Origin of the sequence: Microbacterium hanjuni (assembly GCF_043556395.1) — a bacterium.
In the GTDB taxonomy this organism is placed as follows: Bacteria; Actinomycetota; Actinomycetes; order Actinomycetales; family Microbacteriaceae; genus Microbacterium.
In genome coordinates this window covers 558,592-579,975 of the sequence record NZ_JBIGIK010000001.1, presented here as the reverse complement: position 1 = coordinate 579,975, position 21,384 = coordinate 558,592, and the positions used below count along the sequence as shown (strand labels likewise).

At 62.5% G+C, this 21,384-nt stretch carries 21 protein-coding genes, 1 tRNA gene and 1 pseudogene; 11 read left to right on the top strand and 12 right to left on the bottom strand.

Annotated features, from left to right (window positions below; translation table 11 throughout):
* The first annotated feature begins 7 nt into the window (after positions 1–7).
* The 4 genes from nadD to ACFXP5_RS02955 all read left to right on the top strand — a co-directional run bounded on the left by nadD (position 8) and on the right by ACFXP5_RS02955 (position 2,288).
* Complete coding sequence (gene nadD, locus ACFXP5_RS02970) at positions 8–604, top strand: nicotinate-nucleotide adenylyltransferase (protein ID WP_394526816.1); 597 nt, start codon at positions 8–10, stop codon at positions 602–604.
* Entirely contained in the window at positions 601–1,755 is a 1,155-nt protein-coding gene (locus ACFXP5_RS02965; protein ID WP_394526814.1) for a hypothetical protein, read from the top strand. Before nadD ends, ACFXP5_RS02965 begins: the two co-directional genes overlap by 4 nt.
* The gene (gene rsfS / locus ACFXP5_RS02960) at positions 1,756–2,133 is read left to right on the top strand and encodes a ribosome silencing factor (protein ID WP_394526812.1); all 378 of its coding nucleotides are present in this window, start codon (positions 1,756–1,758) and stop codon (positions 2,131–2,133) included.
* Positions 2,134–2,212: 79 nt separating this feature from the next.
* Positions 2,213–2,288, top strand: a tRNA-Ala gene (locus ACFXP5_RS02955).
* 883 nt (positions 2,289–3,171) lie between these two features.
* Here the strand turns inward: ACFXP5_RS02955 and ACFXP5_RS02950 are convergent.
* Positions 3,172–3,837 (bottom strand): annotated as a pseudogene (locus ACFXP5_RS02950) (recombinase family protein); the annotation flags it as partial.
* A 488-nt stretch (positions 3,838–4,325) separates the two neighbouring features.
* On the opposite strand from ACFXP5_RS02950, the gene ACFXP5_RS02945 reads away from it, so the two are divergent.
* Entirely contained in the window at positions 4,326–5,648 is a 1,323-nt protein-coding gene (locus tag ACFXP5_RS02945) for a hypothetical protein (RefSeq protein ID WP_394543452.1), read from the top strand.
* A 64-nt stretch (positions 5,649–5,712) separates the two neighbouring features.
* On the opposite strand, the gene ACFXP5_RS02940 is transcribed toward ACFXP5_RS02945, so the two are convergent.
* Positions 5,713–6,099 carry a YkvA family protein gene (locus ACFXP5_RS02940; protein ID WP_394543451.1) on the bottom strand — a complete coding sequence of 129 codons (387 nt, stop codon included), beginning with the start codon at positions 6,097–6,099 and terminating at the stop codon, positions 5,713–5,715.
* Between the two features lie 105 nt (positions 6,100–6,204).
* On the opposite strand from ACFXP5_RS02940, the gene ACFXP5_RS02935 reads away from it, so the two are divergent.
* Positions 6,205–6,948, top strand: a complete 744-nt coding sequence (locus ACFXP5_RS02935) for an alpha/beta fold hydrolase (protein ID WP_394543449.1) — start codon at positions 6,205–6,207, stop codon at positions 6,946–6,948.
* On the opposite strand, the gene ACFXP5_RS02930 is transcribed toward ACFXP5_RS02935, so the two are convergent.
* Together ACFXP5_RS02930 and ACFXP5_RS02925 are read right to left on the bottom strand one after the other, a co-directional pair.
* Positions 6,926–8,026, bottom strand: coding sequence for a low temperature requirement protein A (locus tag ACFXP5_RS02930; protein ID WP_394543448.1), 1,101 nt, complete (start codon positions 8,024–8,026; stop codon positions 6,926–6,928). The genes ACFXP5_RS02935 and ACFXP5_RS02930 overlap by 23 nt on opposite strands.
* Positions 8,027–8,058: 32 nt before the next feature.
* Positions 8,059–8,826: an SDR family oxidoreductase gene (locus ACFXP5_RS02925; protein WP_394543446.1), complete on the bottom strand. Its 768-nt coding sequence runs from the start codon at positions 8,824–8,826 to the stop codon at positions 8,059–8,061.
* A 159-nt stretch (positions 8,827–8,985) separates the two neighbouring features.
* On the opposite strand from ACFXP5_RS02925, the gene ACFXP5_RS02920 reads away from it, so the two are divergent.
* Positions 8,986–9,825, top strand: coding sequence for a helix-turn-helix transcriptional regulator (locus ACFXP5_RS02920; RefSeq protein WP_394543445.1), 840 nt, complete (start codon positions 8,986–8,988; stop codon positions 9,823–9,825).
* Between the two features lie 49 nt (positions 9,826–9,874).
* Here the strand turns inward: ACFXP5_RS02920 and ACFXP5_RS02915 are convergent, their stop codons facing one another.
* A complete protein-coding gene (locus ACFXP5_RS02915) occupies positions 9,875–10,771 on the bottom strand; it encodes an LLM class flavin-dependent oxidoreductase (RefSeq protein ID WP_394543444.1) in 897 nt (298 codons plus the stop codon).
* Positions 10,764–11,660: a helix-turn-helix transcriptional regulator gene (locus tag ACFXP5_RS02910; protein WP_394543443.1), complete on the bottom strand. Its 897-nt coding sequence runs from the start codon at positions 11,658–11,660 to the stop codon at positions 10,764–10,766. The genes ACFXP5_RS02915 and ACFXP5_RS02910 overlap by 8 nt, the downstream gene beginning before the upstream one ends.
* Positions 11,661–11,793: 133 nt before the next feature.
* On the opposite strand from ACFXP5_RS02910, the gene ACFXP5_RS02905 reads away from it, so the two are divergent.
* Positions 11,794–13,161 (top strand): NAD-dependent succinate-semialdehyde dehydrogenase, encoded by a 1,368-nt coding sequence (locus tag ACFXP5_RS02905; protein WP_394543442.1) that lies wholly within the window; start codon positions 11,794–11,796, stop codon positions 13,159–13,161.
* 105 nt (positions 13,162–13,266) lie between these two features.
* Here the strand turns inward: ACFXP5_RS02905 and ACFXP5_RS02900 are convergent, their stop codons facing one another.
* The 3 genes from ACFXP5_RS02900 to ACFXP5_RS02890 form a co-directional block, all read right to left on the bottom strand.
* Positions 13,267–14,316 (bottom strand): ROK family protein, encoded by a 1,050-nt coding sequence (locus ACFXP5_RS02900; protein WP_394543441.1) that lies wholly within the window; start codon positions 14,314–14,316, stop codon positions 13,267–13,269.
* A 179-nt stretch (positions 14,317–14,495) separates the two neighbouring features.
* Positions 14,496–15,086 (bottom strand): DNA-3-methyladenine glycosylase family protein, encoded by a 591-nt coding sequence (locus ACFXP5_RS02895; protein WP_394543440.1) that lies wholly within the window; start codon positions 15,084–15,086, stop codon positions 14,496–14,498.
* Between the two features lie 59 nt (positions 15,087–15,145).
* A complete protein-coding gene (locus tag ACFXP5_RS02890) occupies positions 15,146–16,018 on the bottom strand; it encodes a helix-turn-helix transcriptional regulator (protein WP_394543439.1) in 873 nt (290 codons plus the stop codon).
* A gap of 243 nt (positions 16,019–16,261) precedes the next feature.
* On the opposite strand from ACFXP5_RS02890, the gene ACFXP5_RS02885 reads away from it, so the two are divergent.
* The 3 genes from ACFXP5_RS02885 to ACFXP5_RS02875 all read left to right on the top strand — a co-directional run bounded on the left by ACFXP5_RS02885 (position 16,262) and on the right by ACFXP5_RS02875 (position 18,816).
* A complete protein-coding gene (locus ACFXP5_RS02885) occupies positions 16,262–17,023 on the top strand; it encodes an SDR family NAD(P)-dependent oxidoreductase (protein ID WP_394543438.1) in 762 nt (253 codons plus the stop codon).
* A gap of 23 nt (positions 17,024–17,046) precedes the next feature.
* A complete protein-coding gene (locus tag ACFXP5_RS02880) occupies positions 17,047–18,153 on the top strand; it encodes an NAD(P)-dependent alcohol dehydrogenase (RefSeq protein ID WP_394543437.1) in 1,107 nt (368 codons plus the stop codon).
* A 132-nt stretch (positions 18,154–18,285) separates the two neighbouring features.
* A complete protein-coding gene (locus ACFXP5_RS02875; protein WP_394543436.1) occupies positions 18,286–18,816 on the top strand; it encodes a VOC family protein in 531 nt (176 codons plus the stop codon).
* A 77-nt stretch (positions 18,817–18,893) separates the two neighbouring features.
* On the opposite strand, the gene ACFXP5_RS02870 is transcribed toward ACFXP5_RS02875, so the two are convergent.
* The 3 genes from ACFXP5_RS02870 to ACFXP5_RS02860 all read right to left on the bottom strand — a co-directional run bounded on the left by ACFXP5_RS02870 (position 18,894) and on the right by ACFXP5_RS02860 (position 21,318).
* Entirely contained in the window at positions 18,894–19,922 is a 1,029-nt protein-coding gene (locus ACFXP5_RS02870; protein ID WP_394543435.1) for an LLM class flavin-dependent oxidoreductase, read from the bottom strand.
* A gap of 21 nt (positions 19,923–19,943) precedes the next feature.
* A complete protein-coding gene (locus tag ACFXP5_RS02865) occupies positions 19,944–20,600 on the bottom strand; it encodes an NAD(P)-dependent oxidoreductase (protein WP_394543434.1) in 657 nt (218 codons plus the stop codon).
* Between the two features lie 73 nt (positions 20,601–20,673).
* The gene (locus tag ACFXP5_RS02860) at positions 20,674–21,318 is read right to left on the bottom strand and encodes an NADPH-dependent F420 reductase (RefSeq protein ID WP_394543433.1); all 645 of its coding nucleotides are present in this window, start codon (positions 21,316–21,318) and stop codon (positions 20,674–20,676) included.
* Positions 21,319–21,384: the final 66 nt, after the last annotated feature.

The window sequence follows — 21,384 nt, the reverse complement described above, 5'->3', positions numbered from 1 at the left end:
CCACTGCATGACGACGACGCGCGCTCCGCGGATCGGAGTCATGGGTGGAACCTTCGACCCGATCCACCACGGCCACTTGGTCGCGGCGAGCGAAGTCGCGCAGTCCTTCGACCTCGACGAGGTCATCTTCGTTCCCACGGGTCGCCCGTGGCAGAAGGAGAAGGTCACGCCCAGCGAGCACCGCTATCTGATGACGGTGATCGCGACAGCATCCAACCCCCAGTTCACGGTGAGCCGCGTCGATATCGACCGCGGCGGCCTGACCTACACGATCGACACGCTCCGCGACCTCAAAGCGGAAAGACCCGACGCCGAGCTCTTCTTCATCACCGGAGCCGACGCGGTGGCGCAGATTCTCAGTTGGAGGGACCATGATGAGTTATGGAACCTCGCCCACTTCGTCGCCGTCTCGCGGCCCGGCCATGTGCTGAGCACCGACGGTCTGCCGAGTGAGAACGTGAGCCAGCTCGAGATCCCCGCACTCTCGATCTCGTCCACGGACTGCCGCAACCGCGTTCGCGAGGGCAATCCGGTCTGGTACCTCGTGCCCGACGGCGTCGTCCAGTACATCGCGAAGCATCACCTCTATCGGAGCAAGGCATGAGCACTTCAGATCAGCCCGCAACTCCTCCTTTGACGCGCCGTCGACTGCGCGAGATCCGTCACACCGGCGCAACCCCCGTGGTCAGCGCCGAGGCAGCCGAGGAAGACGCGCTGGCGCGTCAGGCATCTGGGTCCATCCCCGTCGCTCCCGAGACCTCCGGGGCAGCTGAGCCGTCGGAGTCCGAGCCGGTCGTCGACGAGCCATCGGAGTCGGAGCCGGCTGCCAAGGCGGAGTCGGAGTCGGGGCCGGCTCCCGAGGCCGCCGGTGAGGACGTCCCCGCCGAGGCGTCGGAGCCCGAATCCTCAGAGCCCGAGAATGTCCCCGCCGACGAGAACGCCGACGCCGAAGAGCCCGCAGAGGCGGAGCCGGTCCCCGCCGTCGCACAGGCGCTCGCCCCCGAAGCGGGACAAGATCTGGGCGTCACGCCCTTGACCCGCAGGCAGGCGCGCGAGCACGAGCGCATCCGCACAGCATCCGTGCCGATCATCGCCCCCGATCACGTGTCGGCGGCTCCCGAGCAGCACGACGACGTCGCGGAGCCGGTCGCGGCGGCGCCGAGCAAAGCTCCCGAGAGCGCACCGGCGATCATCGTCGACGTGCCGGGTGCGGCGACGGCTGACACGACGGCCGACGAGGTCGAGCAGCCGCGAGTCGTGGTCAATCCGCACCTGGGTGCGGGTCTCCTCGAGGCCGAGCCCCCGATCGTGCAGCTGCCCCCGTCCTTCGACCAGCTCATCGCGCGCAACGCTTCGGCCAGCGGGTCGACCTCGACCCCGAACGCCCTGATCCTGTCGCAGACGCCGTCAGCGGCTCCGCTGGTCGCGCCCGTCACCGCCACCGGTGAGGTTCTGATCACCGGCAGCTTCGATCTCCCCGAGGGGCTCGGCTCCATGGGCCACGCTCCCGGAGTGCACGACGGCAAGGACGTCGACGCTGTCCTCGTCGACGGCGAGCTTCCTGCCGCCTCTTCCCCCACCCCCATCGCCGCCAGCGCCGCGATCAGCACCGTTCGCACGAACGATGAGATCATCCGGCCGCCGGCCCCGGAGAAGGGCAGCAGGTTGGTGGTGGCGCTCGCCATCACCGCCGGCGCCCTTCTCGTCACCGTCGCGGGCTTGCTCGTGCTCGCATTCACCACCGGAGCTTTATAAATGGTCGCAACCGACAACTCGCGCGAGATGCTGCAGATCGCAGCTCGCGCTGCCGACGCGAAGAGCGGCGACGATTTCGTCGCGCTCGACGTGTCCGAACCCCTTCCCCTCGTCGACATCTTCTTGATCATCACGGGGCGCAACGAGCGCAACGTCGCGGCGATCGCCGACGCCATCGAAGAAGAACTGCTCGAAGCAGGACACAAACGTCTGCGGCGTGAAGGCCGCCAGGAGTCCCGCTGGATCTTGCTCGACTTCGGCGACCTCGTCGTGCACGTCTTCCACGAGGAGGAGCGCCAGTTCTACGGACTGGAGCGCCTGTGGAAGGACTGCCCCGTCGTTCCGATCGAGCTGCCGGCCCCCGCTCCGCGAGACTGACGGCCGCCACCCCCGCCCTGGTTCGTGCCGGGGGATCGGATGTAGTAATCTAGGGGGGTTGCCTTCTGAGGCAACGTCAGGGCCTGTGGCGCAGCTGGTAGCGCACCTGCATGGCATGCAGGGGGTCAGGGGTTCGAGTCCCCTCAGGTCCACCAAAGAACGCTTACTCCAAACATTGACATCGTCAACGGCCGGATAAGTAGTCAACGCCCGCTTCGTCTTTGTAGGCGGGCGGGCGTTGTCGTTTGGTGGCGTCGTCTCTGCACGAAGTGCCTGCCACCGCATCTGCGCCTCGACGAGCTCGCGCGCGGGGTCTGATAACTCGGCGTCGACTCGGTCGAGGTCGACAACCCACAGGCGGTTGAAGATGGCTTGGTTCAGACGTCGCCGCATCTCGTCGCTCGCCGAGAGGTAGAGCTGGTAGGGGTCGTCAAGGAGTTCAAGCCAGCCGCGAATGCAGGTCGCTCCCTCCGTGAGATCGTCTGAGACGTTCGTCAGCTCGGCCTCGACCTGACGCTTCTCGGTCTCGATCTCTCGGATACGCGCAACGGCTTTCGCTGACGCCATTCCGCCGTCCGCGACGAGTTCGACGAGGTTGTCGGCTTTGACCGAGAGCTGGGTGAGTCGGGTGGTCAGCTGGTTGCGAAGGAGCCGCTGTGCGCGTACTTGGTCGCGGAGTGTGGTGTCGATGGCGTCGCGAACCCACTGGATGAAGTCGGGTTGCAGTCGCACTGTTCGGTAGTGGTTCTCGATGGCGTCCTCGACGGCGTGGATGGGCAGGTGGCGCGATGTACACAGTCCGTGCTGACGTCCCGCGCAGAAGAAGTAGAAGTACTCGGACTTGTTGCGCCCGACCGCGCGCTGGATGAGCATGCGGTGATTTGCTGTTCCGCGCTGGAGGTGGCACTCACCGCAGAAGACGCTGCCCTTGAGGTAGTGCTCGTAGATCCGCTTGCGTTCGCCGGCTTTGCCGCTGCTCTCGAGCAGGCCCTGAACGGTATCGAAGGTGTCTTGGTCGACGATGGCTTCGTGGCGTCCGTCGAAGGTCTCGTCCTTGTAACTGATCTCCCCGAGGTAGTACCGGTCACGGAGCATGCGGCTGAGTTTCGAGGACGAGACATCTCCGGCAGTCCGCGAGATTGTTGGCCGGGTAGTGAGACCTCGCAGGCTGAGCTCTCCGGCGATGTCGTCCATCGTGTACTCGCCGGTGGCGAAAAGGTCGAAAGCGAGTTTGACGAACGGAGCGCGCTCGGGATCGACGGCAACAGTGTTGATCTTGCGTCCGTCGACGGTGTCGGTGACGTTGAGGTAGCCGAGCGGTGCCTTTCCGAGTGTGCCGCCGCTCTTGGCTTTCTGGCCCATCTTGTAGGCGATGTCGGCACCGTCCTCCTTCGAGCGGTACTCGTTGAAGGCCGCGAGGATGCCGTGCATGAGTTGGCCGACGGGGGAGTCGTCGATCTGCTCGGTTGCGGAGATGAGGACGACGCCGCGCTTCTGCAGGTCGGCCATCACCAAGGCATCATCGATGCGGTTGCGGGCGAAGCGGCTGAGTTTGTAGACGATCACGAAGTCGACATCGCGATCCCGGCGGATGCGTTCGAGCATCTCCTGGAAGGCGAGGCGCTTGCTCATTTCGGTAGCGCTTCGTCCAGGCTCCAGGTATTCGCCGACGATATTCAACCCGAGCTGGTCCGCCTTTCGCACGCAGGCGATGCGCTGTGCAGGGATTGAGAGGCCTTCGGGGTCGTAATCCTTGGTCAGCCTTCATCTCAATGCTCGCTTCCGAAGACCCCCGCGATCTGCGTACGGGTGAGGTGATCGAAGACCCGGCAGGAAGCGCCGCAGTTGTCAGCTTGTTCCCTAGAGGCGAGGGTGATTTGCACCTACGCGTGCTAGGTATGGTGCTGATGTCCCGCGAATCCGCACGTCAGATGCGACGCGATCGAGGGAGCTTTCTCAGCGCGACCCGAGCTAACGGTCTCGCATCGCAGTTGTTGCCGGAAGGACCGCTGCTAGAGGCGTTAGCGAACCCAGATGAGTTCCTTCGCGCGCGCGCCGAGCTGTTGGAGCAGCGAGTGAGTGGGTTCTCCAACCTTCCCATCAGATGGTTTGACGGCCGGGATGCGTAGGTCGTGTGATCCTGGGCGATCGCTGCCAAGGCCGTGAGACACACCCTTTCAGACGGGCGGTCCGTGATCGACGCTCTGGAACGGTTAGGCGAAGCGCTGGGGTATGCGACTATCCGCGAACATTCTGTAGGGAAGACTGCGGCAGTTGACATTTCGTGGACAGCAGCGGACTACAACGACGTTCCGCTGTTTGTCTTCGAGGTGGAGAGCACGGCATCGGCCGGGCTGGCGAACAATGCCCTGAAAGTGTTTGGTAAGCCCTCTGCCGAGCTCGCAAAGCCGCTCTTCTTCTTCCATCTCGTTGTGGCAGCCGGTTCCACAAACGAACGAATCCTGAGCGCGCAGAGGATGTGGGGAAGCCACAACTATCGCGTCTTTCGTCTTTCCGACGCGGTCCAACGGTCGGCGATCGTTCCCGAAATACTTCGTCAGCATCGTCGAGTTAGCAATCGCATCGATATCCCTGCGGTCGTCGGGGCACTCGACGGGGCGCGCTGGGGTGATGCCGACTCCATCGAGCAGATTCTGGAGCTGCTGGTTGAGCTGAGGTTCGACACGCCCTATTTGCGCAGCTTTGCGTCGCTCGCCATCGATGATCTCTCGTTGCTGCATCACTACGCGCAGCGTGTCAGCGCGCTACGGACCGCTGATGTAGTTCCGTCCAGGGAAGGGTATGCGGGAGGGCCGGGTGACTACGTAGGCGGAATGCTCGAATTGTCGTTAGCGATCACTGCCGGCGAGATCTCAGATGAAGATGGAGCCAGTCTGCTGGAGGCTTGGGCGATCAGCCCAGGACAGTATCCGCGGATGATCGACGCTGCTTTCGGCTTGTCCCGCGACTACGACGGCTTTGTCCTCGGGGTGGCCCCGTATCAGTGCGCTCTCGCAACTGCGACGCTACGCCAGAAGCCACGTTCCGCCGCCTGGGTGATTCGCGACCTGCATCGTCTGTTTGTCGCGGAAGGACAGCAAGGCGTATTGCCCGATTATCGGCTGATAGCGGGCGTTTGGCTCGCCAACATGCTTGCGAGTGTTCCTGGCAACTTTGGCCTCAGCGGAGAGTTTTCTCCGGGGGAAGTGGATGAGATGTTTAGCTCGATACAGCGATGCGTCGAGGCGGCCGGAGGTTTGCCTGATGGTTGGTTGGAGAGTCCGCCCTCGCCGTTCGGCGAACTCGATGAATTGGACAGTCTGGTCGCCGATGTGCGCGGACGAATTGGACTCATGATTCTTCCGGAGCTCGCTGAACGGTTGTCATCTGGAGCCGCGCTGCTTCACGATTTCGACGCCGAGGCCGAATCGAGGCGTTGGTGTCTCCAAGCACTCGTTAGCCATGATGTCTACGGCAGGCCGACAAAGAATCTCGTTGGCCTGCTCGTTCGGTAGTCAGTAGGTCTTGCACGCGGCACCAATGTGCCTGATTACCGTTCGACGGCCCAGGCCTCGTAGCTCACCCCGGGGGTTGCCCCCTACTTCCGCGCCATCCATATTGATTGCCGCTCGGAAAGCGTCGTTCGGGGCGTCCGCACTGTAAATTCCAGGCGCAGATGTCCGAATCAGGCTGATTTCCAGGGACAGATGTCCCACGAACAGCACCCGAATTCCCGCAAGACATGTCCCCATCGCTAACTGGTTGCTGGCCAGTGTCGGCTGATCGCTCGACTCTGGCGCGGTGGATCATCAACCTGAGTACGAGGGCAGCGATGATGAGGCCGTCTGTGATCCCAAGGCCCGGGATTACGTCGGGGATCAGATCGATCGGTTGGAGGCGGTATCCGAGCAACGCGAGCGGGGCCCAGCGGACGACGCGCGGGATGGGGTGCGTAACATGTCCCATCGCCCCCGATGGGGCATCGGCTCACCAGGGTGGTTCGCGTGGTACCAGGCAAGCAGGACCTGGTAGGTCGATGTCTATAACGGAACCGGAAGCTAGCGTGGCCGCATGCCCGCTCTCGTTCTAGTTCATGGTCACCCCGAGACCAGTGCGATTTGGGGACCTCTTATGCCTTACCTCAACCGATCTCCTCTTATTCCAGTTAGTCCGCCGGGGTTCGGCTCGGTCCGTCCGAATGGATTCAAGGCAGAGATGGGTGACTACCGCGATTGGCTTATCCAACTCCTGGAGGAGTTCAGGGAGCCGGTGGATCTTCTGGGTCATGATTGGGGCGGCGTACATGTAATCAATTTGGTTCTAGCCCGTCCTGACTTGGTCAACTCATGGATCGTCGATGACATCGGCCTGTTCGATCCTGAGTACGACTGGCACCCTGTGGCGAAGGAGTGGCAGGACTCCGTCTCTGGGCGTGCTGCTTTGCGAGACCGATTCGAGGGGACGTTCGATCAGCGTTTGGGGCACGCAACCTCGCTCGGCATGTCAGGGGAGGTCGCGGAGCGGATTGCCGCAGGGATGGGAGCTGAGTTGAGCGGCGCTGCTTTCGATTTGTACCGATCGGGGGCCCAGCCGGCTCTACGCGTGATCGGGCAAGAGTTGGAGAAGGCGGCGACTCGGCCGGGTTTGGTTCTTCGTCCGATGCTCGACCGGACCACCGGTACGGAACAGATGGTTCGACGCGCCGCGCATCGGGCTGGCGCGACGGTGGTCGACCTTCCCGATGCGGGTCATTGGTGGATGTTGGACGGTCCTCAGACGGCGGCGGTAGCCATCAATGAGTTTCGACGTCGTTGAGGGCAGGCTTGCGTGATTCGATCACAATCACGGCAACGAGCACTGCCAACTGCGCTACGAGCTCGATAGCTGCGGGCGCTGCCAGCCCTATGAACGCGGTCGGCAGAGCAATGAGACTCCCGCAGTAACGGAATGCCGTTGGCCCCAACGCAAGCTCCTGTCGATAGCGAGCGTCGGCCAGTAAATAGAGTGCGATACCCGACGCGAGGAGCCAGGCAGCCACTGGGCTGGGTCGCGCAAAGACATTCTCGATGGTGAGGCTGACTCCAGAAGAGAACAGAACAACCCCGAAGATCATCAGATAGTGGTCAAGGCCGAAAGCGCTGAGTGCTAATCGCTCTCGACGTCCCCCGTCAGTCGATGTGAAGCGTGCCTCTGCGTCGTCACCGTCTCCGGCGAAGTAGTACCACCAGAGTGAGGCGACGATCCCTACGCAAAGTACTACGCCCGTCACTACCGGAAGCCCCGCTGGGTGCAAGGTCGCACCGACCCCTACCGAAACGATGGTCTCTCCGAAGGCGATGATCATGAATAGCCCATGGCGCTCTACGAAGTGTGACGCGCTGAGGTCGATCAGTGTTGGCCCTGTCGTGAGGGAGTTCGATAGGAACGCGGACACTGCCGCTGCGAACAAGATCCAGTCTGCCGGTCCAGTGACGCATCCTGCGATCAGGACGAGTGACGCTCCCGCGAGATTCGTCGGGAATACGCGCAGCATGGGTCGCATTGATCCCTCGCGGCCGAGCATCGTAAAAGCAATGAAGTGAATGATCACGACCGCGAGCAGTGCAACTCCGAACAGCAGTCCTGAGTCGCCAAATGCGTCCGGGATAGATATTGCGACTAGCAGGAAACCGACCATTGCGCATATGAATCCGAGGCGCACTGCGATGTGATCGGTCGGTGTCTGGTTTCCTAGCCAGACGAAGGCATGGAACATCCACCAGATCACCGCAAGCGTCAAGAAGGCCCGCACCACACTGATGACACCTGGGTCATCGACGATGACCTCAGTGAGTTGCGTCATCGTGAATACGAAGACAAGGTCGAACAGCAATTCGACGGGCGACGCTCGCACTGAGAGCGCCGCACCGTCGCGTGCGGGCCTTCTCACACTTGGGAGGTGGGCATCGCCCACAGTTCAGCGACAAAGGAGCGGCGAGGACGGGTAACCATGAACACGATGTTTTCGGCGATGTCCTCGGGGTGAAGAGGCTCGGGTCGCTCTGTCACCGCGGAGGTCGCGAGCTCTGCCTGGATCTCTTGGCTGTTGTGCGACTCGAGTTCGGTGGCGACGGCACCCGGTTCCAGAACAGCGACCCTGACGTGGCTCTTTGACACTTCCTGTCGGAGCGCGTCGGTGAAGCCGTTCACGCCGTACTTGGTCATGTTGTAGACCCCGAAGTTTGCCCAGGCCTTTCGTGCCGCCAGTGAGGAGATGTTGATGATGTCGGCAACACCGCGTAGTTCATCATCCGCGGCAGCAAGCAGATGGGGTAGGGCGGCATGGGTCGTATACAGCAGGCCCTTTTGGTTGATCGCGATCATCCGCTCCCATTCGTCGACATCGGCGCCGAGCACCGGCCCGATGAGCATGAGACCGGCGTTGTTGATCAGGATGTCGAGACGCCCGAACTGATCTATGACCGACTCGACCGCTCGTTCGGCCTGAGCGGGGTCGGTGATGTCCGCCTCGATGGCGATTGCATTTCCACCAGCGGTAGTGATGGTCTGAACGAGCTCATCGAGACGGTCTTTCCTGCGCGCGAGTGCGACCACCGTGGAGCCTTGTGCAGCGAGGGCCTGCGCAGTTGCCGCACCGATGCCGCTGCTCGCTCCCGTGATGATCGCGACAGTCCCGCTGAGTCTCTTATCCATGATGTGCCTATCTCTCTCGTCGTGGCTCAAGTGCCGGATGGCCCGGGGTACCGGGAATTAGCACCAGTTCATCGACTTAGATCAGAGTTAGGGAGTCACTGCATATGGTGGTGTTGAGAGAGCGCCCATAACGTTGATCGCGCGATTTACTCTCGACTCATGAGTGCCTCTGAGGACATGCGACAGTTCCTCTCCACGAGGAGGGCGCGCCTGAACCCAGCCAATGCCTCCCTTCCCTATTTCGGGGGACGGAGGCGTGTTCCGGGTTTGCGCAGAGAGGAAGTAGCGCAGCTCGCCGGGATGAGCACGGAGTATTACATCCGGCTTGAGCGGGGAGCCGCAGTGGGTTTCTCTGAGGGCGTCTTGCGAGGCGTCGCGCGCGCTCTAGAGCTCGATGAGGTCGAGCGGGCGCACTTCCTCGATTTGGTTCGAGCAGTTGCAGACGATAGGGACCATCGGTCTTACCCGCACGCTCCCGTTCGGCATCACGTGAGTGCGCGTCTGCAGCAGACAATCGACGCCATGTCGACGGTTCCGATCCTGATTCAAAACAACAGACTTGATGCCGTTGCAGCCAATGATCTAGGTCGTGCCTTGTTCTGCGGAATGTTGACGGGAGATCGGTCTGCCGGGAACGCGGCACGATTCCTGTTCTTGGAGCCTTCTGCACGGACGTTCTATCGAGACTGGGAGAACGAAAGCCGGCAGATCGTTGCGATTCTCCGTCGGGAAACCGTGCGAGACCCCGATGATCGGCGGCTGACCGACCTTATCGGTCAGCTATCCATTCAGGACGACACGTTTCAGGACCTGTGGACTGCGCATGATGTGGGCGAGCATCGCCCAGGAGTGAAGTTCTTCCATCATCCGGTTGCAGGTGAGATCGATCTGACGTACGAGATCTTCGACCCGGCGGGCGAGCCGGGCCTCCAGATGCTGATCTTCTCGGCGACGCCGGACACGCCGTCGCACGACGGGTTGCGGACGCTGTCCAGTTAAATCGTCGCCGCGAGCGCCGTTGCATCTGGTGGTCCGAAGGCTGAGCAGGCTAGGCGTCTTCCCGAGCGGTACTCACCAGCTGGCTGAGTGTAGGGATGACCTGTTGAGCGAACACTTGGATGGTGGCCGGTTGGTCGCCAGCGAGGATGATGGTACTCACTCCGTCAGCGAGCACCATCGGGAGGAGATCCTCAACCCAGGACTCGGGTGGCCCTTGAAGTAGGCCTCGACGTTGAGTAATGAACTCGCCACTGATGTTCAGAAGCCGTCGTATCAAGCGTGGATCGCGACCTGCCGCCGCGGCAGCGTCATCGATGACCTGGTTTCCACGACGCAGGTCTCCGTCCTGCAGATAGCTCAGAGTCGGGATCCATCCGTCACCTTTGGTCCCGGTGAGACGGAGCATACGGGGCTTGTATGCGCCTATCCAGATGGGCACTGGATGGGCTGGTTCTGGTCCTCGCCTCGCGCCGTTGACTTGGTTGAATTCTCCGTCGACGCGCAGCGGCGAGAGGTCGTTCACGTCCCAGATGCCGCGGATGATGTCGACCGCTTCAGCGAGTGCACTCACGGCTTGAGGTGGGGTGAGGGCGGGAGCGCCCATCGACGCGATCGCTTGACCAAACGCTCCGGCACCGAGGGCGAGTTCGATCCTCCCGTGGCTGAGCAGGTCGAGGCTAGCGACAGCACGGGCTAGCACTGCAGGCGGGCGCAATTGTGTGTTCAGTACGTTGCCAGCGATGTGGATCCGCTCGGTGCGGGAGGCGACCCAGCTGATCAGCGTCCAGGTGTCAAGGAACGAAGGCTGATAGGGGTGATCTTGGAATGTAACAAGGTCATAGCCAAGACTCTCGGTGAGTTGAGCGAGGAGCACGGGTTGCTCGGGCGGTCTGTTGATCGGTGTGATGAAAGTTCCGAACGTCAACGGATGGCCGTAGTCAGGCATTGTCTGTGCGTTTCGAGGAGGTGGGGGTGTTCGTTGGCTTCCTGTCGTGAACGGCGCTTTTTACGGACCAGCTGCCAAGCAGTTTGAGTTTTTCTGCCGACGCCGATCCCGGCTCTGCTGTGTACGTGATCAGCGCCATTCGCTCATTTTCAGGCAGTCGGAACGTCTCATAGCTAAGTTCAAGCGAGCCAAGGAGGGGATGCTCGATCTGCTTGGACCCACTCGTCTTCTCTCGCACGGTATGACGGCTCCACATGGCTCGAAAGTCGGGACTTTTTACTGACAACTCTCCGACGGTGGCGAGCAAAGCGGGCGCGTCCGGGGTTCGACCAGCGTTGAAGCGTAGGTACCCAACTACCTCACTCGCGATCGCGTCCCATTTGGGGTAGAAGGTGCGGGCTGCCGGGTCGAGGAAGATCTGTTGAGCGGCGCTGAGCCCCGCATCCTCCATGCTTTGGATGTCGAACAGAGCATCGGCCAACTTGTTCCACGCGAGTTGCTCAAAAGCTGGCCCCATGAGGACGGCGGGGACATCGGGAATCGCGTCGAGAAGCTGTATCAACCCAGAACGCACCGTGCTTAGCCGTGAAAGGCGCGGGCTTTCGTTGCGTGCCGGTGGCGGTTTGGCGAGGTGGTACAGGTGCTCTCGTTCGGTCTGATTGAGGCCAAGGACATCGCTGATGGCGTCAAGCACGGTGGGCGAGGCGCCCGCACCATGCCCCTGCTCAAGTTTCGCGTAGTAGTCGGGGCTCACGCCCGCGAGGATTGCTACTTCTTCGCGTCGCAGGCCAGGCACCCTTCGTCTGCCCTGGCCGGGCAAACCGACGTCTGCGGGGAGGATCGTGGCGCGGCGGTTTGTGAGGAAATCACCGAGTTCGTTATCCGACATCGCATCAGTATGGATCGACGGCCGCAAGAAAGGGTGGTTCTGCGAGTACTAGGCAACCCCGACTCTGCCTCGCTCTGATCGGTCGAGCGAGGGTGGTGACGTTCGCAAGTCAACCTCACCTCAGGAGCACCAAATGACGTACCGATCTATCAATCCCTTCACCGAGGAGGTCCTGGCCGAGTTCGAGGAGCACACCCCTGAGCAGGTGGATGCGATCCTCGCCGGTGCCGACCAGACCTACCGGACCGCATGGTCGACCGTGCCCTTCGCGGAGCGCGGACGCATCGTGGGCCGTGCGGGTGATCTGCTGCAGGAACGTCGCGATAGCTTTGCGCGCCTTGCGACGGAGGAAATGGGCAAACGCTATTCCGAAGCACTCTTCGAGGTTGATGCATGCGTGAGCATCCTCCACTACTTCGCGGAGCGGGCAGAATCGATTCTCGCAACCCGCGAGCTGGAGGTCGCGGAGGGCACTTCTCGGATCGAGGCGCGACCGCTCGGCGTCGTATTCTGCATCGAACCGTGGAACTTTCCCTACATCCAGCTGGCTCGCGTCGCCGCCCCCATCATGATGGCGGGCAATACGGTCGTGATGAAGCACTCCAGTAGCGTGCCGCAGTGCGCCCTTGCGTTCGAGCAGCTGTTCTTCGACGCCGGTGCGCCGGTTGGGCTCTATACGAACGTCTTCTTGACCGCTGACCAGTCCGCTGCTGTGATTGAGGATCCGCGCGTACAGGCCGTATCTCTTACCGGTAGCGAGCGGGCTGGGGCTTCTGTAGGTGCCGCCGCCGGCCGGGCTATGAAGAGGGTGACTCTGGAGCTGGGTGGCAGTGACGCATTCATCGTTCTCGCCGACGCCGACCTCGGCCTCGCCGTTGACCTTGCGGTCGGGAGCCGCATGATGAATACCGGTCAGGCTTGCGGCGGTTCCAAGCGCTTCATTGCCGTCGGCTCGGTGTACGACGAGTTCGCTCGGCGGTTCGCTGATCGACTTGCTGCGCTCACACCGGGCGACCCTCTGCTGGACAGCACCGGTGTCGGCCCGATCGTGAGCAAGGCAGCCCTCGAGCAGATCGAGGCCCAGATCGCCGATGCGACCAGCAACGGGGCCACCATTGTCACCGGCGGTCACCGGATCGATCGATCTGGCTTCTTCATCGAGCCGACCTTGCTGGCGGACATAGCCCCAGACAATCCGGTTTACTACCAAGAGCTGTTTGCTCCGGTCGGCATGCTGTTTCGGGTCGACGATGATGAGGAAGCGGTTCGGGTGGCCAATGACTCCCCTTACGGACTTGGGAGCTCGGTCGTTTCGCGTGACCTCGCCCATGCTGAGCGGGTTGGCGCCGAGATCGAAAGTGGGATGGTGTTCATCAACCACTTGCCTGACACCGCACCAAATCAGCCCTGGGGTGGCATCAAGCGCTCCGGCTACGGGCGGGAGCTTTCCGACCTCGGCATTGGGGAGTTCGTGAACTGGAAGCTCGTACGCGCCGGCTGACACCTCGGTCTCACGCCTAGCTCGACCGCTCACGTACCATTTGCTGGCTCCGACCATGCGGGCACACTCGCTGTCCGCATGGTCGGGCTGATCCCGGGGATTCCGCTACAGCGGTGGGATGATCGTGGGGTTCTGGATTACTGCTGCCGCGGCTTGGAGCCAGGCCCCTCGGAACGGCCCGTCTTCCTCGAGCTGAGCGAGAGTGATCTGAGGTCCGAACTCTGGCACAACGCTCGCTCGCGAGCTGAGCAATTCGGAAACGCGAGGTTTCAGCCAGGGGTAGAGTCGCGCCAAGTCCCCGCCGAGCACAACCGAATCTACGTCGGTGTAGTTGGACATGGTGGCGACTGCGGCCGCGAGGGCCTGTGCGCCAGTTTCCAGCGCCGCTCGCGCCGTGGGCTCGCCGAGTTCTAGGCGCGCGATCACTTCCGCGATGAACGCGTCGTGGCTCGTTTCGTTCAACGCGAGACGACTCCGGAGGGCTTCTACCCCGAGGTAGAGCTCCAAGCAACCTCGTCCTCCGCAGGGGCAGGATGGACCGTCCATCGTCACGCAGATATGACCCATTTCCCCGGCCATCCCGTGTGCTCCCTCATAGAGTTCGCCCCCGACCATCAAACCTCCGCCGATGCCGCTTTCCGCACTGACGATGTACGCCATCGCGCTAGGTCGCACTGTGTCGACGACTGCTGAATACTCCGCGACAGCGCCGAGCTTTCCACCGTTGATCAGTCGTGCTGGTCCTATGAGATCGTTTGTCAGCTTCGGCACGAGGTTCGCGTCCCGCAAGCCGAGAGTCAGGGCTGCAGCCACGGTCGAGTCTGATCGCACGAGGCCAGGCACCATGACCACCGGCGCCGTCCAGGTAGCCATCATCGTGCCGGCTTCTTTGCGCGCGTCCGTGATCATGGCGGTGATCGCGTCTCGGTATCCGACCGCGTCTCCTACTTCCACCTCGTGCGGTCGCGATCGGAACCAAACCACATCGCCGGCGAAGTCCCGAACCTCGCCGGCCATCGTCGTGGGAAAAAGTCGGACGGCAACCGTGCGGATGCGGTCCGCGGTGATCTGAAGCAGCCGTCTAGGCCTGCCACGCTCGCCCTGGGACACCCCGACTTCGTGGACGAGTCCACGCGCGAGTAGCTCGTCAACCATGCTCAGCACGCTGGCATTGGACAGCCCCGACCACGTGCGGAGATCCGCGCGGGCGCAGGGTCCGCGTTCGGCAATGAGGCGGAGCACCGTTGAAACATTCTGGCGGGCCAGGTCAGCAGGGCTTGCGGGTGCTATCGATCTCAAGCCCATCTTCTCTTCAGCTTGACCTGCGCGTGGTATCACTTTCGTCGCCTTGCCGCGACCCGCTCAGCGTCCGCGCTGATCAGGTACCCGGCCGCCAGTGCGCGATAGGGCCGCCATACCTCTGCTCGCTCCAGCACGCTCGCCTCGCTGGGCAGCGAGTCCGTTTTCGACAAATCACGCACAGCGCGCCGGATTGCGAGATCCGCTGCCGGAAACGCGTCTGGTCGATCCAAACCGATAACCAAAAATCCTTGAACGGTCCATGTGCCGATGCCGGGGATCGCGGTAAGAATCGCCTCAATCTCGGCGTCACTGAGGACCTTGAGAGAATCCTCCAAGCCTTTTTCTATGAGAACCTGGGCTGCCGCCCGCATGGTCAGAGCTTTGCGGGTCGATACGCCGACGGCCGTGAGGGCTTCGAGCGGTTTGGCGAGCAGTCGGTCGGGAGAGGGAAGTTCACCGTCGAACAAGCTGATCACCCGGTGAAGGATCGCCCGTGTTGCGGGTACAGATATTTGCTGGCCGATTATCTGGAAGAGAAGCACGCCGAACGGTTTCATGGGAGGTAGTTCGCTCAGCGCCGCGTGCGGGTCATAATGCGGGCGGTGGGCGATCAAGGCTGCCATCTGTGGGTCTTTCGACGCGAGCCAGGACCGCGCTTCGCCGAGGGGGTCTGGGTCAGACATCATGTGTTGCTACTCGCCGAATCACTCGCTCTGGTGGTCTCCCAACTCATGAGTAGCTGAAGCCTCTCTTCCGATGCGGATCCGACATCGGCGGCGTACATCGACACGAACTGGCCGTCAGAGCCTGCGACGTCGAGCGTTTCATAGTTGAGCTCCATCACTCCGACCGCCTCGTGGAAGATCTTCTTCTTGCCGTGTCCGTGCTTAAAGAGCCGGTAGTCGGCCCAGTAGCGGGCGAACTCTTCGGATGCGACCGACAACTCGCCGACGAGGCGCTCAAGTATCTCGTCTGGTGCATAAGGGTCCCGTGCGGCTCGTAAAGCCGCGACGGTCGATGAAGCGACTTCTTCCCAGTCGGGGTAACGGGTTCGCGTGCTCGGGTCGAGAAAGAGCCAGCGAGCGATATTGCGCTCGGAAGAGGGCATCGCGTCGAAGTCGGTGAGAAGGATTGACGCCGCACGATTCCACGCGAGTACCTCCATGCGCGGACCTTGAAGGATCGCGGGGAGCGGGTCGATCGCAGAGATCAGCGTATGCAGACCCGGTCGCGCACTCACCTTGCGGGGACGGGTCTTCGCAGACTTCGATGACCTGCTGGTTCCGACCAACGCTCGGAGATGGGCGCGCTCGAGGCTGTCGAGCCCCAATGCGTTCTCGATCGCCTTGAGAACCTGATCGGACACGTTCCCGACGCGCCCCTGCTCCAGCCGGGCGTAATAGTCCACGCTCACCCCAGCCAATGCGGCAACCTCTTCGCGGCGAAGACCCTTGCCGCGGCGCGCCGTCGGCCCGAGGGGCAAGCCGACCGACTCGGGGTCGATGGCCGCCCGCCGCAACTTTAGGAAGTCGCGGAGCTCTCCTGGCGAGGTCATCGTCTCATTCTCCAATCAAGCGGGCTTCGCTAGCCGCGTTAGCTGGTACCCGGAGTACCAGGTATCAGGGTGCTCGCTAATCCCATCACTTGCCCACTGTTTAGTGCTGGCATAGATCCATAGCACCTCCTCACAATGGCGAAACAGGGATTAAGTCATGTGTTGACTTTACTTCCATTTGGGGCATAGCTTCAACCGTCAACAGACGAGATGTGCTTCACATCACTAGGAACTGGAGATGAAATGACCACCGAAACTCTCAACGGCACCGTCGTACTGATCAGCGGCGCTTCCAGCGGTATGGGTCGGGCTACCGCGGAACGCCTCGCCGCAGCAGGCGCCAAAGTCGCCCTCGCGGCGCGACGTGTCGACAAGCTCGAGGAGCTCGCCGACAAGCTTCGCGCCGACGGCCACGAGGCGCTCGTCGTCGCCGCGGACCTCACCGGCGCTGCAAATGCGCAGGGTGCCGTAGACAAGACCATCGCCGAGTTTGGTCGACTCGACACGCTCATCAATGCCGCAGGCGTCATGCTCAATGGGGCATCGGAAGAGTCGCCGCTCGAGGAGTGGGACCGCATGGTCGATATCAACCTGCGTGGTCTGATGTACGTCACGAAAGCCGCACTCCCGCACCTCCTGGAGGCAGCAGACACGAGCCCTCGCTCCGTCGCCGACGTCGTCAACATCTCTTCGGTCGCGGGTCGATTCGCTGCGCCGACGGTCGCGATCTACAACGCCACAAAATTCGCGGTGACTGGTGCTACCGAGGCCTGGCGACAGGAGTTCACCACGCGGAACTTGCGTTTCTCCGTGATTGAGCCCGGCCGCACTCAAACCGAGCTTTTCGACCAGAAGGCCAATTCTGATGCTGACTTCACCGCCGCATTCGGAGAGGTCGAGCAACTCCATGCTGAAGACATCGCCGACGCCATCGCGTACATCGTGACCAACCCACGCCGCGTTGCGGTCAACGAAATAGTGATCCGACCCACCGACCAACCGTGACGTGAAGAGCCGAGGGAAAGACCATGACCACCACCCACGCCGCTGTCCTCCGCGGCACGAAGAACGTCACCCTGGAGGACCTCGAAGTCGGCGAGCTGCGTCCCGATGAAGTGCTCGTCAGAATCCAGTCGGCAGGCATCTGCGCTACCGACATCGAAGTAGTCGATGAGGGTATGGAGGAGCTCGCGATTCCGCCCGTCGTGCTCGGTCACGAAGGCGCCGGTACTGTCGAGCGGGTCGGAACGCAGGTCACGAACCTCGCGCCCGGGGATACGGTGCTCCTGACCAGTGCGCACTGTGGACGGTGTGCAGCGTGCGCGAGCGGCAAGTCCGCATACTGCGAGCAGCACTACGCCCTGAACTTCTCAGGCGGCAGAGCAGACGGGTCGACCTCGCTCACCGACGAGAACGGCAACCCGGTCCACAGCCACTTCTTCTACCAATCATCATGGTCGACCTACGCGGTCAGCCATGTCTCAAGCACCATAAAGGTCCCCCGAGACGTCGACCCAGCCGCGCTCGGCCCCTTCGGTTGCGGCGTCCGCACCGGCGCCGGAGCGGTGCTCGACGTTCTGAAAGTGACGCCAGGATCATCCATCGCGGTCTTCGGACTCGGTGCCGTTGGTCTCGTAGGGATCATGGCCGCGAAAGTCGCCGGGGCGGGCACCATCATCGCAGTGGCGCGCAAGAAGGCACAGCTGGACCGCGCAGTCGAGGTCGGCGCGACACACACCATCGATACGACTGAGACACCCGACGTCCCCGAAGCAGTCCGCGAGATCGTCGGCGGCCCGGGGGTGCAGTTCAGCCTGGAAGCCACCGGGAACCCCGGCGTCATGCGCGTAGCCGTCGACGTTCTCGCAGAAATGGGCCACGCCGTACTCACCGGAGTCGCTGCCGGGCAGACCCTCGAACTGGACCCCTGGACGCTTCTAGCCGGTCGCACCGTCAGCGGTTCGACACTCGGCGACTCGGCACCATCCGTATTGCTCCCCCGGCTCGTCAACCTCTATCAGCAGGGCTTGTTCCCCATCGACAAGATCGAGACGCACTACCCCCTCGACGACATCGAACGGGCGCTCGAAGATTCCCGCTCCGGAGCGACCGCGAAGGCAGTGTTACACCCCTGACCCGAGTTGGTGGCAACCCGAGTGGTTGCCCCTCACGCCCGCCGTGACAACCGCCACCCGAGAGCCTCTTCTCAGGTGGGACTGAGCGAAGCCAGCCGTCGGCAGAAATCACCATTAACGAAAGGAAGCACGATGTCGGAAATTGACATGGGGCGCATGCGCCAGATCGCGTTCGTCGTCCCCGACCTCGACGAGGCAACCGTCGGCTGGCACCGCTCGACAAACGCCGGCCCGTTCTATATAGATCGGCACGTGAGGCCAAACATCACTTACCGCGGGACACTTGGCGCACCATTGGAGTACAGCGCCGCGTTCGCCGGACTGGGCGACGTCATGCTCGAACTCATCGAGCAACACAGCGACGAGCCCAGCGTCTACCGCGACACGTTCGCGCCAGGCACCGGTGGGGTTCACCACCTTGGGTATATCGTTCCGACCCTCGACGGCGCTATCGAGCACTTCCGCTCCGCCGGCGTCGAACCGGCGATGATCGTTCACGACTCGGATCCGCTTATCTACTTCGACACTCGCTCCACCACCGGTGGGCTCATGACCGAACTCTTGGTGTCTGGAAATGAGCGAGGCGATCTTTTCGAGCGGGTGATCGCTTCGGGACGCAATTGGAACGGCGAGCATCCCATCCGGGATGCGGCATCTGCCTAATAGCCGCGTCACGACGTCCCGCGACCGCGCGAGCGTCATCCTGGGTGCCCTAGTCGTTTCGTTCTGACGCCGCGGATCTATGCGTCAGCGATCTGTGGAAGAACCTTTGTACCGAGCAGTTCGATGGCATGCATGGATACGTCGTGAGGAACACCGCCGAAGTCCATGTGCACCAGGTGTTGGGCATGCCCGAGGATGGAATGGGCGGCAAGGATGCGGTCGGCGACCTCGTTCGGTGATCCGACCAGAAGTGGGCCACCGGGCTGTATGGCGTGGTCAAACTGTTCTCGGCTAGGCGGGGCGAAGCCCCGTTCCGCCGCGACGGACGCGATCATCGCGCGCCAGTACGGGTAGAACGTTTCGGCAGCGTCTTGGCTGCGGTCGGTTATGAAACCGGGCGTGCTCACGGTCACGCTGGGCGCCCCCCACAGGTGGGGAGATTCCTCAACTCCCCGCCAATACAAGTCTGCGAGTGGCGCAAAGCGGGCGAGGGACCCGCCGAGCACACCGTAGGCAATGGGGAGTCCGAGCATCCCGGTGCGAAGGGAGGACTGAGGATTCCCACCAGTGCCGACGCGAATCGTCAGTCCCTCCGGTCGGGCCGGGCGGGGCATGACGAGTGCCTCTTCGAGGGGGGCTCGGAATCGGCCCGACCAGGTGACTCGTTCGGACCGATTCAGTCGCACCAATAGATCGAGTTTCTCCGCAAACAACTCGTCGTAGTCAGTCAGGCTCGCCCCGAACAGCCGGAATGACTCTGTGAACGACCCGCGTCCGACGGTCAATTCCGCACGTCCTCTGGAGAGCAGATCGAGTGTCGCGAATTGCTGAAATAGTCGGACCGGGTCCTCGGTGCTGAGCACCGTGACACCTGTACCTAGAGAGATCCTCGAAGTACGGGCTGCGATCGCCGCGAGTACTGTCCCCGGGTTGGAAACAGAATATTCGCGTCGGTGGTGCTCACCCACGCCGAAGTAGTCGAGTCCAACTTGCTCGGCGAGGACTGCTCGCTCCAACAGCTGCCCAAGCCGCTCTGTCGCGGAGGTGGCGACGCCCGTATGTGGGTCAAGGTGGAGATCGCCGAACGAGTAAGTACCTATCCGCATGATGATGCTCGTGCCCTGGGTCTAGTAGGCGACGGAAAACCGAACTCGACGACGCCGGGGCGTCTCGAGCTCATCCAGGACGGCGACGGCGAGGTCGTCCGCAGACAGGTTCGCGTTGCCGTCCTGGTCGGTCAGCAGCACTTCCCCGCCGACCCGATAGAAGCCGGTGCGAGAGCCGGGGTTCCATGAGCCGAAACCGCTCGGAGGGCTCACGTAGAACCAGTCCAGATTGTCCTCGCGGGCGCGCAACTCTTCGAGTACGACTTCCATCTCCGCCGCCTCGGGTCGGAACTCGGCGGGGAACCATTCGGCGTCGGCCACTTTCGGACCGTCGGCGCCGAGGGTAAGAGATCCGGCGCCGCCGACCACTCCGAACCGTAGTCCGCGTTCTGCGGCGATGGTTGCCAGGGCGCGCAGAACGTCCGCGGCGTGACCGATTAGGTCACCGCGTGGAGCGAGCGCGGATACGACTACGTCCGCGTCGGTACCGATCCGCTGGTGCAGCGCGGGGTCAAGGACGCTTCCCTGCTGGTAATTCACCCCCGCCAAAGGCTGGTCGGGTGTGTTTCGGCTGAACGAGGTCACGTCGTGGCCTCGGCGCGCGGCCTCGACGACGAGAGCGCTACCGACATACCCGGTGCCGCCAACGATATGAATATTCACTTGATCTCCTGCCATGAGTCGTGGGGACTGTCGCGAGGCGAGGTTGATTGCTCGCTTTTAGGTGGTGTGGTTTCTGGCAACGACCTGGTTAGAGGAGCGCGCGGGCTTGCGCTTCGGTGAGCAGGCGTCCCTGCAGGCCGCCGTACTGGTGTAGGTCGCCCGCGGGGCCCATTTCGATCCGCTTCACTTGGTCCACGCCACCAATCAGTACCGGGGCGAAACCAGCCAAGCGGATCACTTCTTCGACGCGCGGTACCGCCTCATCGGTGTCAGTGGCGTAGAACAAGGCAGTGGGAGGGCTCTGGTGCGCCCCATCGCGAAGAGAATCGGCGCCAAGGGTGCCGAACGCCTTCACGTAGCGCGCGCCCGCAGGAAGCCACCCGGCAATGTTTCCGCCGGCAGTCTGACCGGTCGGGAGTATTGGATGGAGGTTCCCGTCAGCGTCAGGCGCGACGGCGTTCGATGGGTCGACGACGATCTTTCCCACCAGTGCATCGGCGTGCCTGGTGATGAGCTCGTGAATCGAACCGTAGGGCACGGCGAGCAGGATTACGTCGCTGCCCAAAAGTAGCTCGTCTATCGTCTCGGCGGATGCCTGGGCGGAGAGCGTTTCGACGACGGTCTCCGCGCTGCCGAGGGTGTGAGAGGCGAGAGCGACAGTTGCACCGCCATCGACGAGGTCGGCGGCGAGGGCGGTGCCAATGTGGCCGACTCCGATCAGTCCGATAGTCATGATTTTTCTCTTTCTTTGTCGTTAGGGCGACCAGTAGGTTTCGCCCGTACTTGCCAACCGAAGGCC

What these genes read in the sequence shown, in the direction of transcription:
- ACFXP5_RS02875 (WP_394543436.1), top strand. Translation starts at nt 18,286, where the DNA reads ATGTCGGAAATTGACATGGGGCGCATGCGCCAGATCGCGTTCGTCGTC.
- ACFXP5_RS02895 (WP_394543440.1), bottom strand. Translation starts at nt 15,086, where the DNA reads ATGGCAGCCTTGATCGCCCACCGCCCGCATTATGACCCGCACGCGGCG.
- ACFXP5_RS02925 (WP_394543446.1), bottom strand. Translation starts at nt 8,826, where the DNA reads ATGGATAAGAGACTCAGCGGGACTGTCGCGATCATCACGGGAGCGAGC.
- ACFXP5_RS02890 (WP_394543439.1), bottom strand. Translation starts at nt 16,018, where the DNA reads ATGACCTCGCCAGGAGAGCTCCGCGACTTCCTAAAGTTGCGGCGGGCG.
- ACFXP5_RS02935 (WP_394543449.1), top strand. Translation starts at nt 6,205, where the DNA reads ATGCCCGCTCTCGTTCTAGTTCATGGTCACCCCGAGACCAGTGCGATT.
- rsfS (WP_394526812.1), top strand. Translation starts at nt 1,756, where the DNA reads ATGGTCGCAACCGACAACTCGCGCGAGATGCTGCAGATCGCAGCTCGC.
- ACFXP5_RS02920 (WP_394543445.1), top strand. Translation starts at nt 8,986, where the DNA reads ATGAGTGCCTCTGAGGACATGCGACAGTTCCTCTCCACGAGGAGGGCG.
- ACFXP5_RS02940 (WP_394543451.1), bottom strand. Translation starts at nt 6,099, where the DNA reads ATGGGACATGTTACGCACCCCATCCCGCGCGTCGTCCGCTGGGCCCCG.
- ACFXP5_RS02915 (WP_394543444.1), bottom strand. Translation starts at nt 10,771, where the DNA reads ATGCCTGACTACGGCCATCCGTTGACGTTCGGAACTTTCATCACACCG.
- ACFXP5_RS02870 (WP_394543435.1), bottom strand. Translation starts at nt 19,922, where the DNA reads ATGCGGATAGGTACTTACTCGTTCGGCGATCTCCACCTTGACCCACAT.
- ACFXP5_RS02910 (WP_394543443.1), bottom strand. Translation starts at nt 11,660, where the DNA reads ATGTCGGATAACGAACTCGGTGATTTCCTCACAAACCGCCGCGCCACG.
- ACFXP5_RS02900 (WP_394543441.1), bottom strand. Translation starts at nt 14,316, where the DNA reads ATGGTTGACGAGCTACTCGCGCGTGGACTCGTCCACGAAGTCGGGGTG.
- ACFXP5_RS02865 (WP_394543434.1), bottom strand. Translation starts at nt 20,600, where the DNA reads ATGGCAGGAGATCAAGTGAATATTCATATCGTTGGCGGCACCGGGTAT.
- ACFXP5_RS02885 (WP_394543438.1), top strand. Translation starts at nt 16,262, where the DNA reads ATGACCACCGAAACTCTCAACGGCACCGTCGTACTGATCAGCGGCGCT.
- nadD (WP_394526816.1), top strand. Translation starts at nt 8, where the DNA reads ATGACGACGACGCGCGCTCCGCGGATCGGAGTCATGGGTGGAACCTTC.
- ACFXP5_RS02880 (WP_394543437.1), top strand. Translation starts at nt 17,047, where the DNA reads ATGACCACCACCCACGCCGCTGTCCTCCGCGGCACGAAGAACGTCACC.
- ACFXP5_RS02905 (WP_394543442.1), top strand. Translation starts at nt 11,794, where the DNA reads ATGACGTACCGATCTATCAATCCCTTCACCGAGGAGGTCCTGGCCGAG.
- ACFXP5_RS02965 (WP_394526814.1), top strand. Translation starts at nt 601, where the DNA reads ATGAGCACTTCAGATCAGCCCGCAACTCCTCCTTTGACGCGCCGTCGA.
- ACFXP5_RS02860 (WP_394543433.1), bottom strand. Translation starts at nt 21,318, where the DNA reads ATGACTATCGGACTGATCGGAGTCGGCCACATTGGCACCGCCCTCGCC.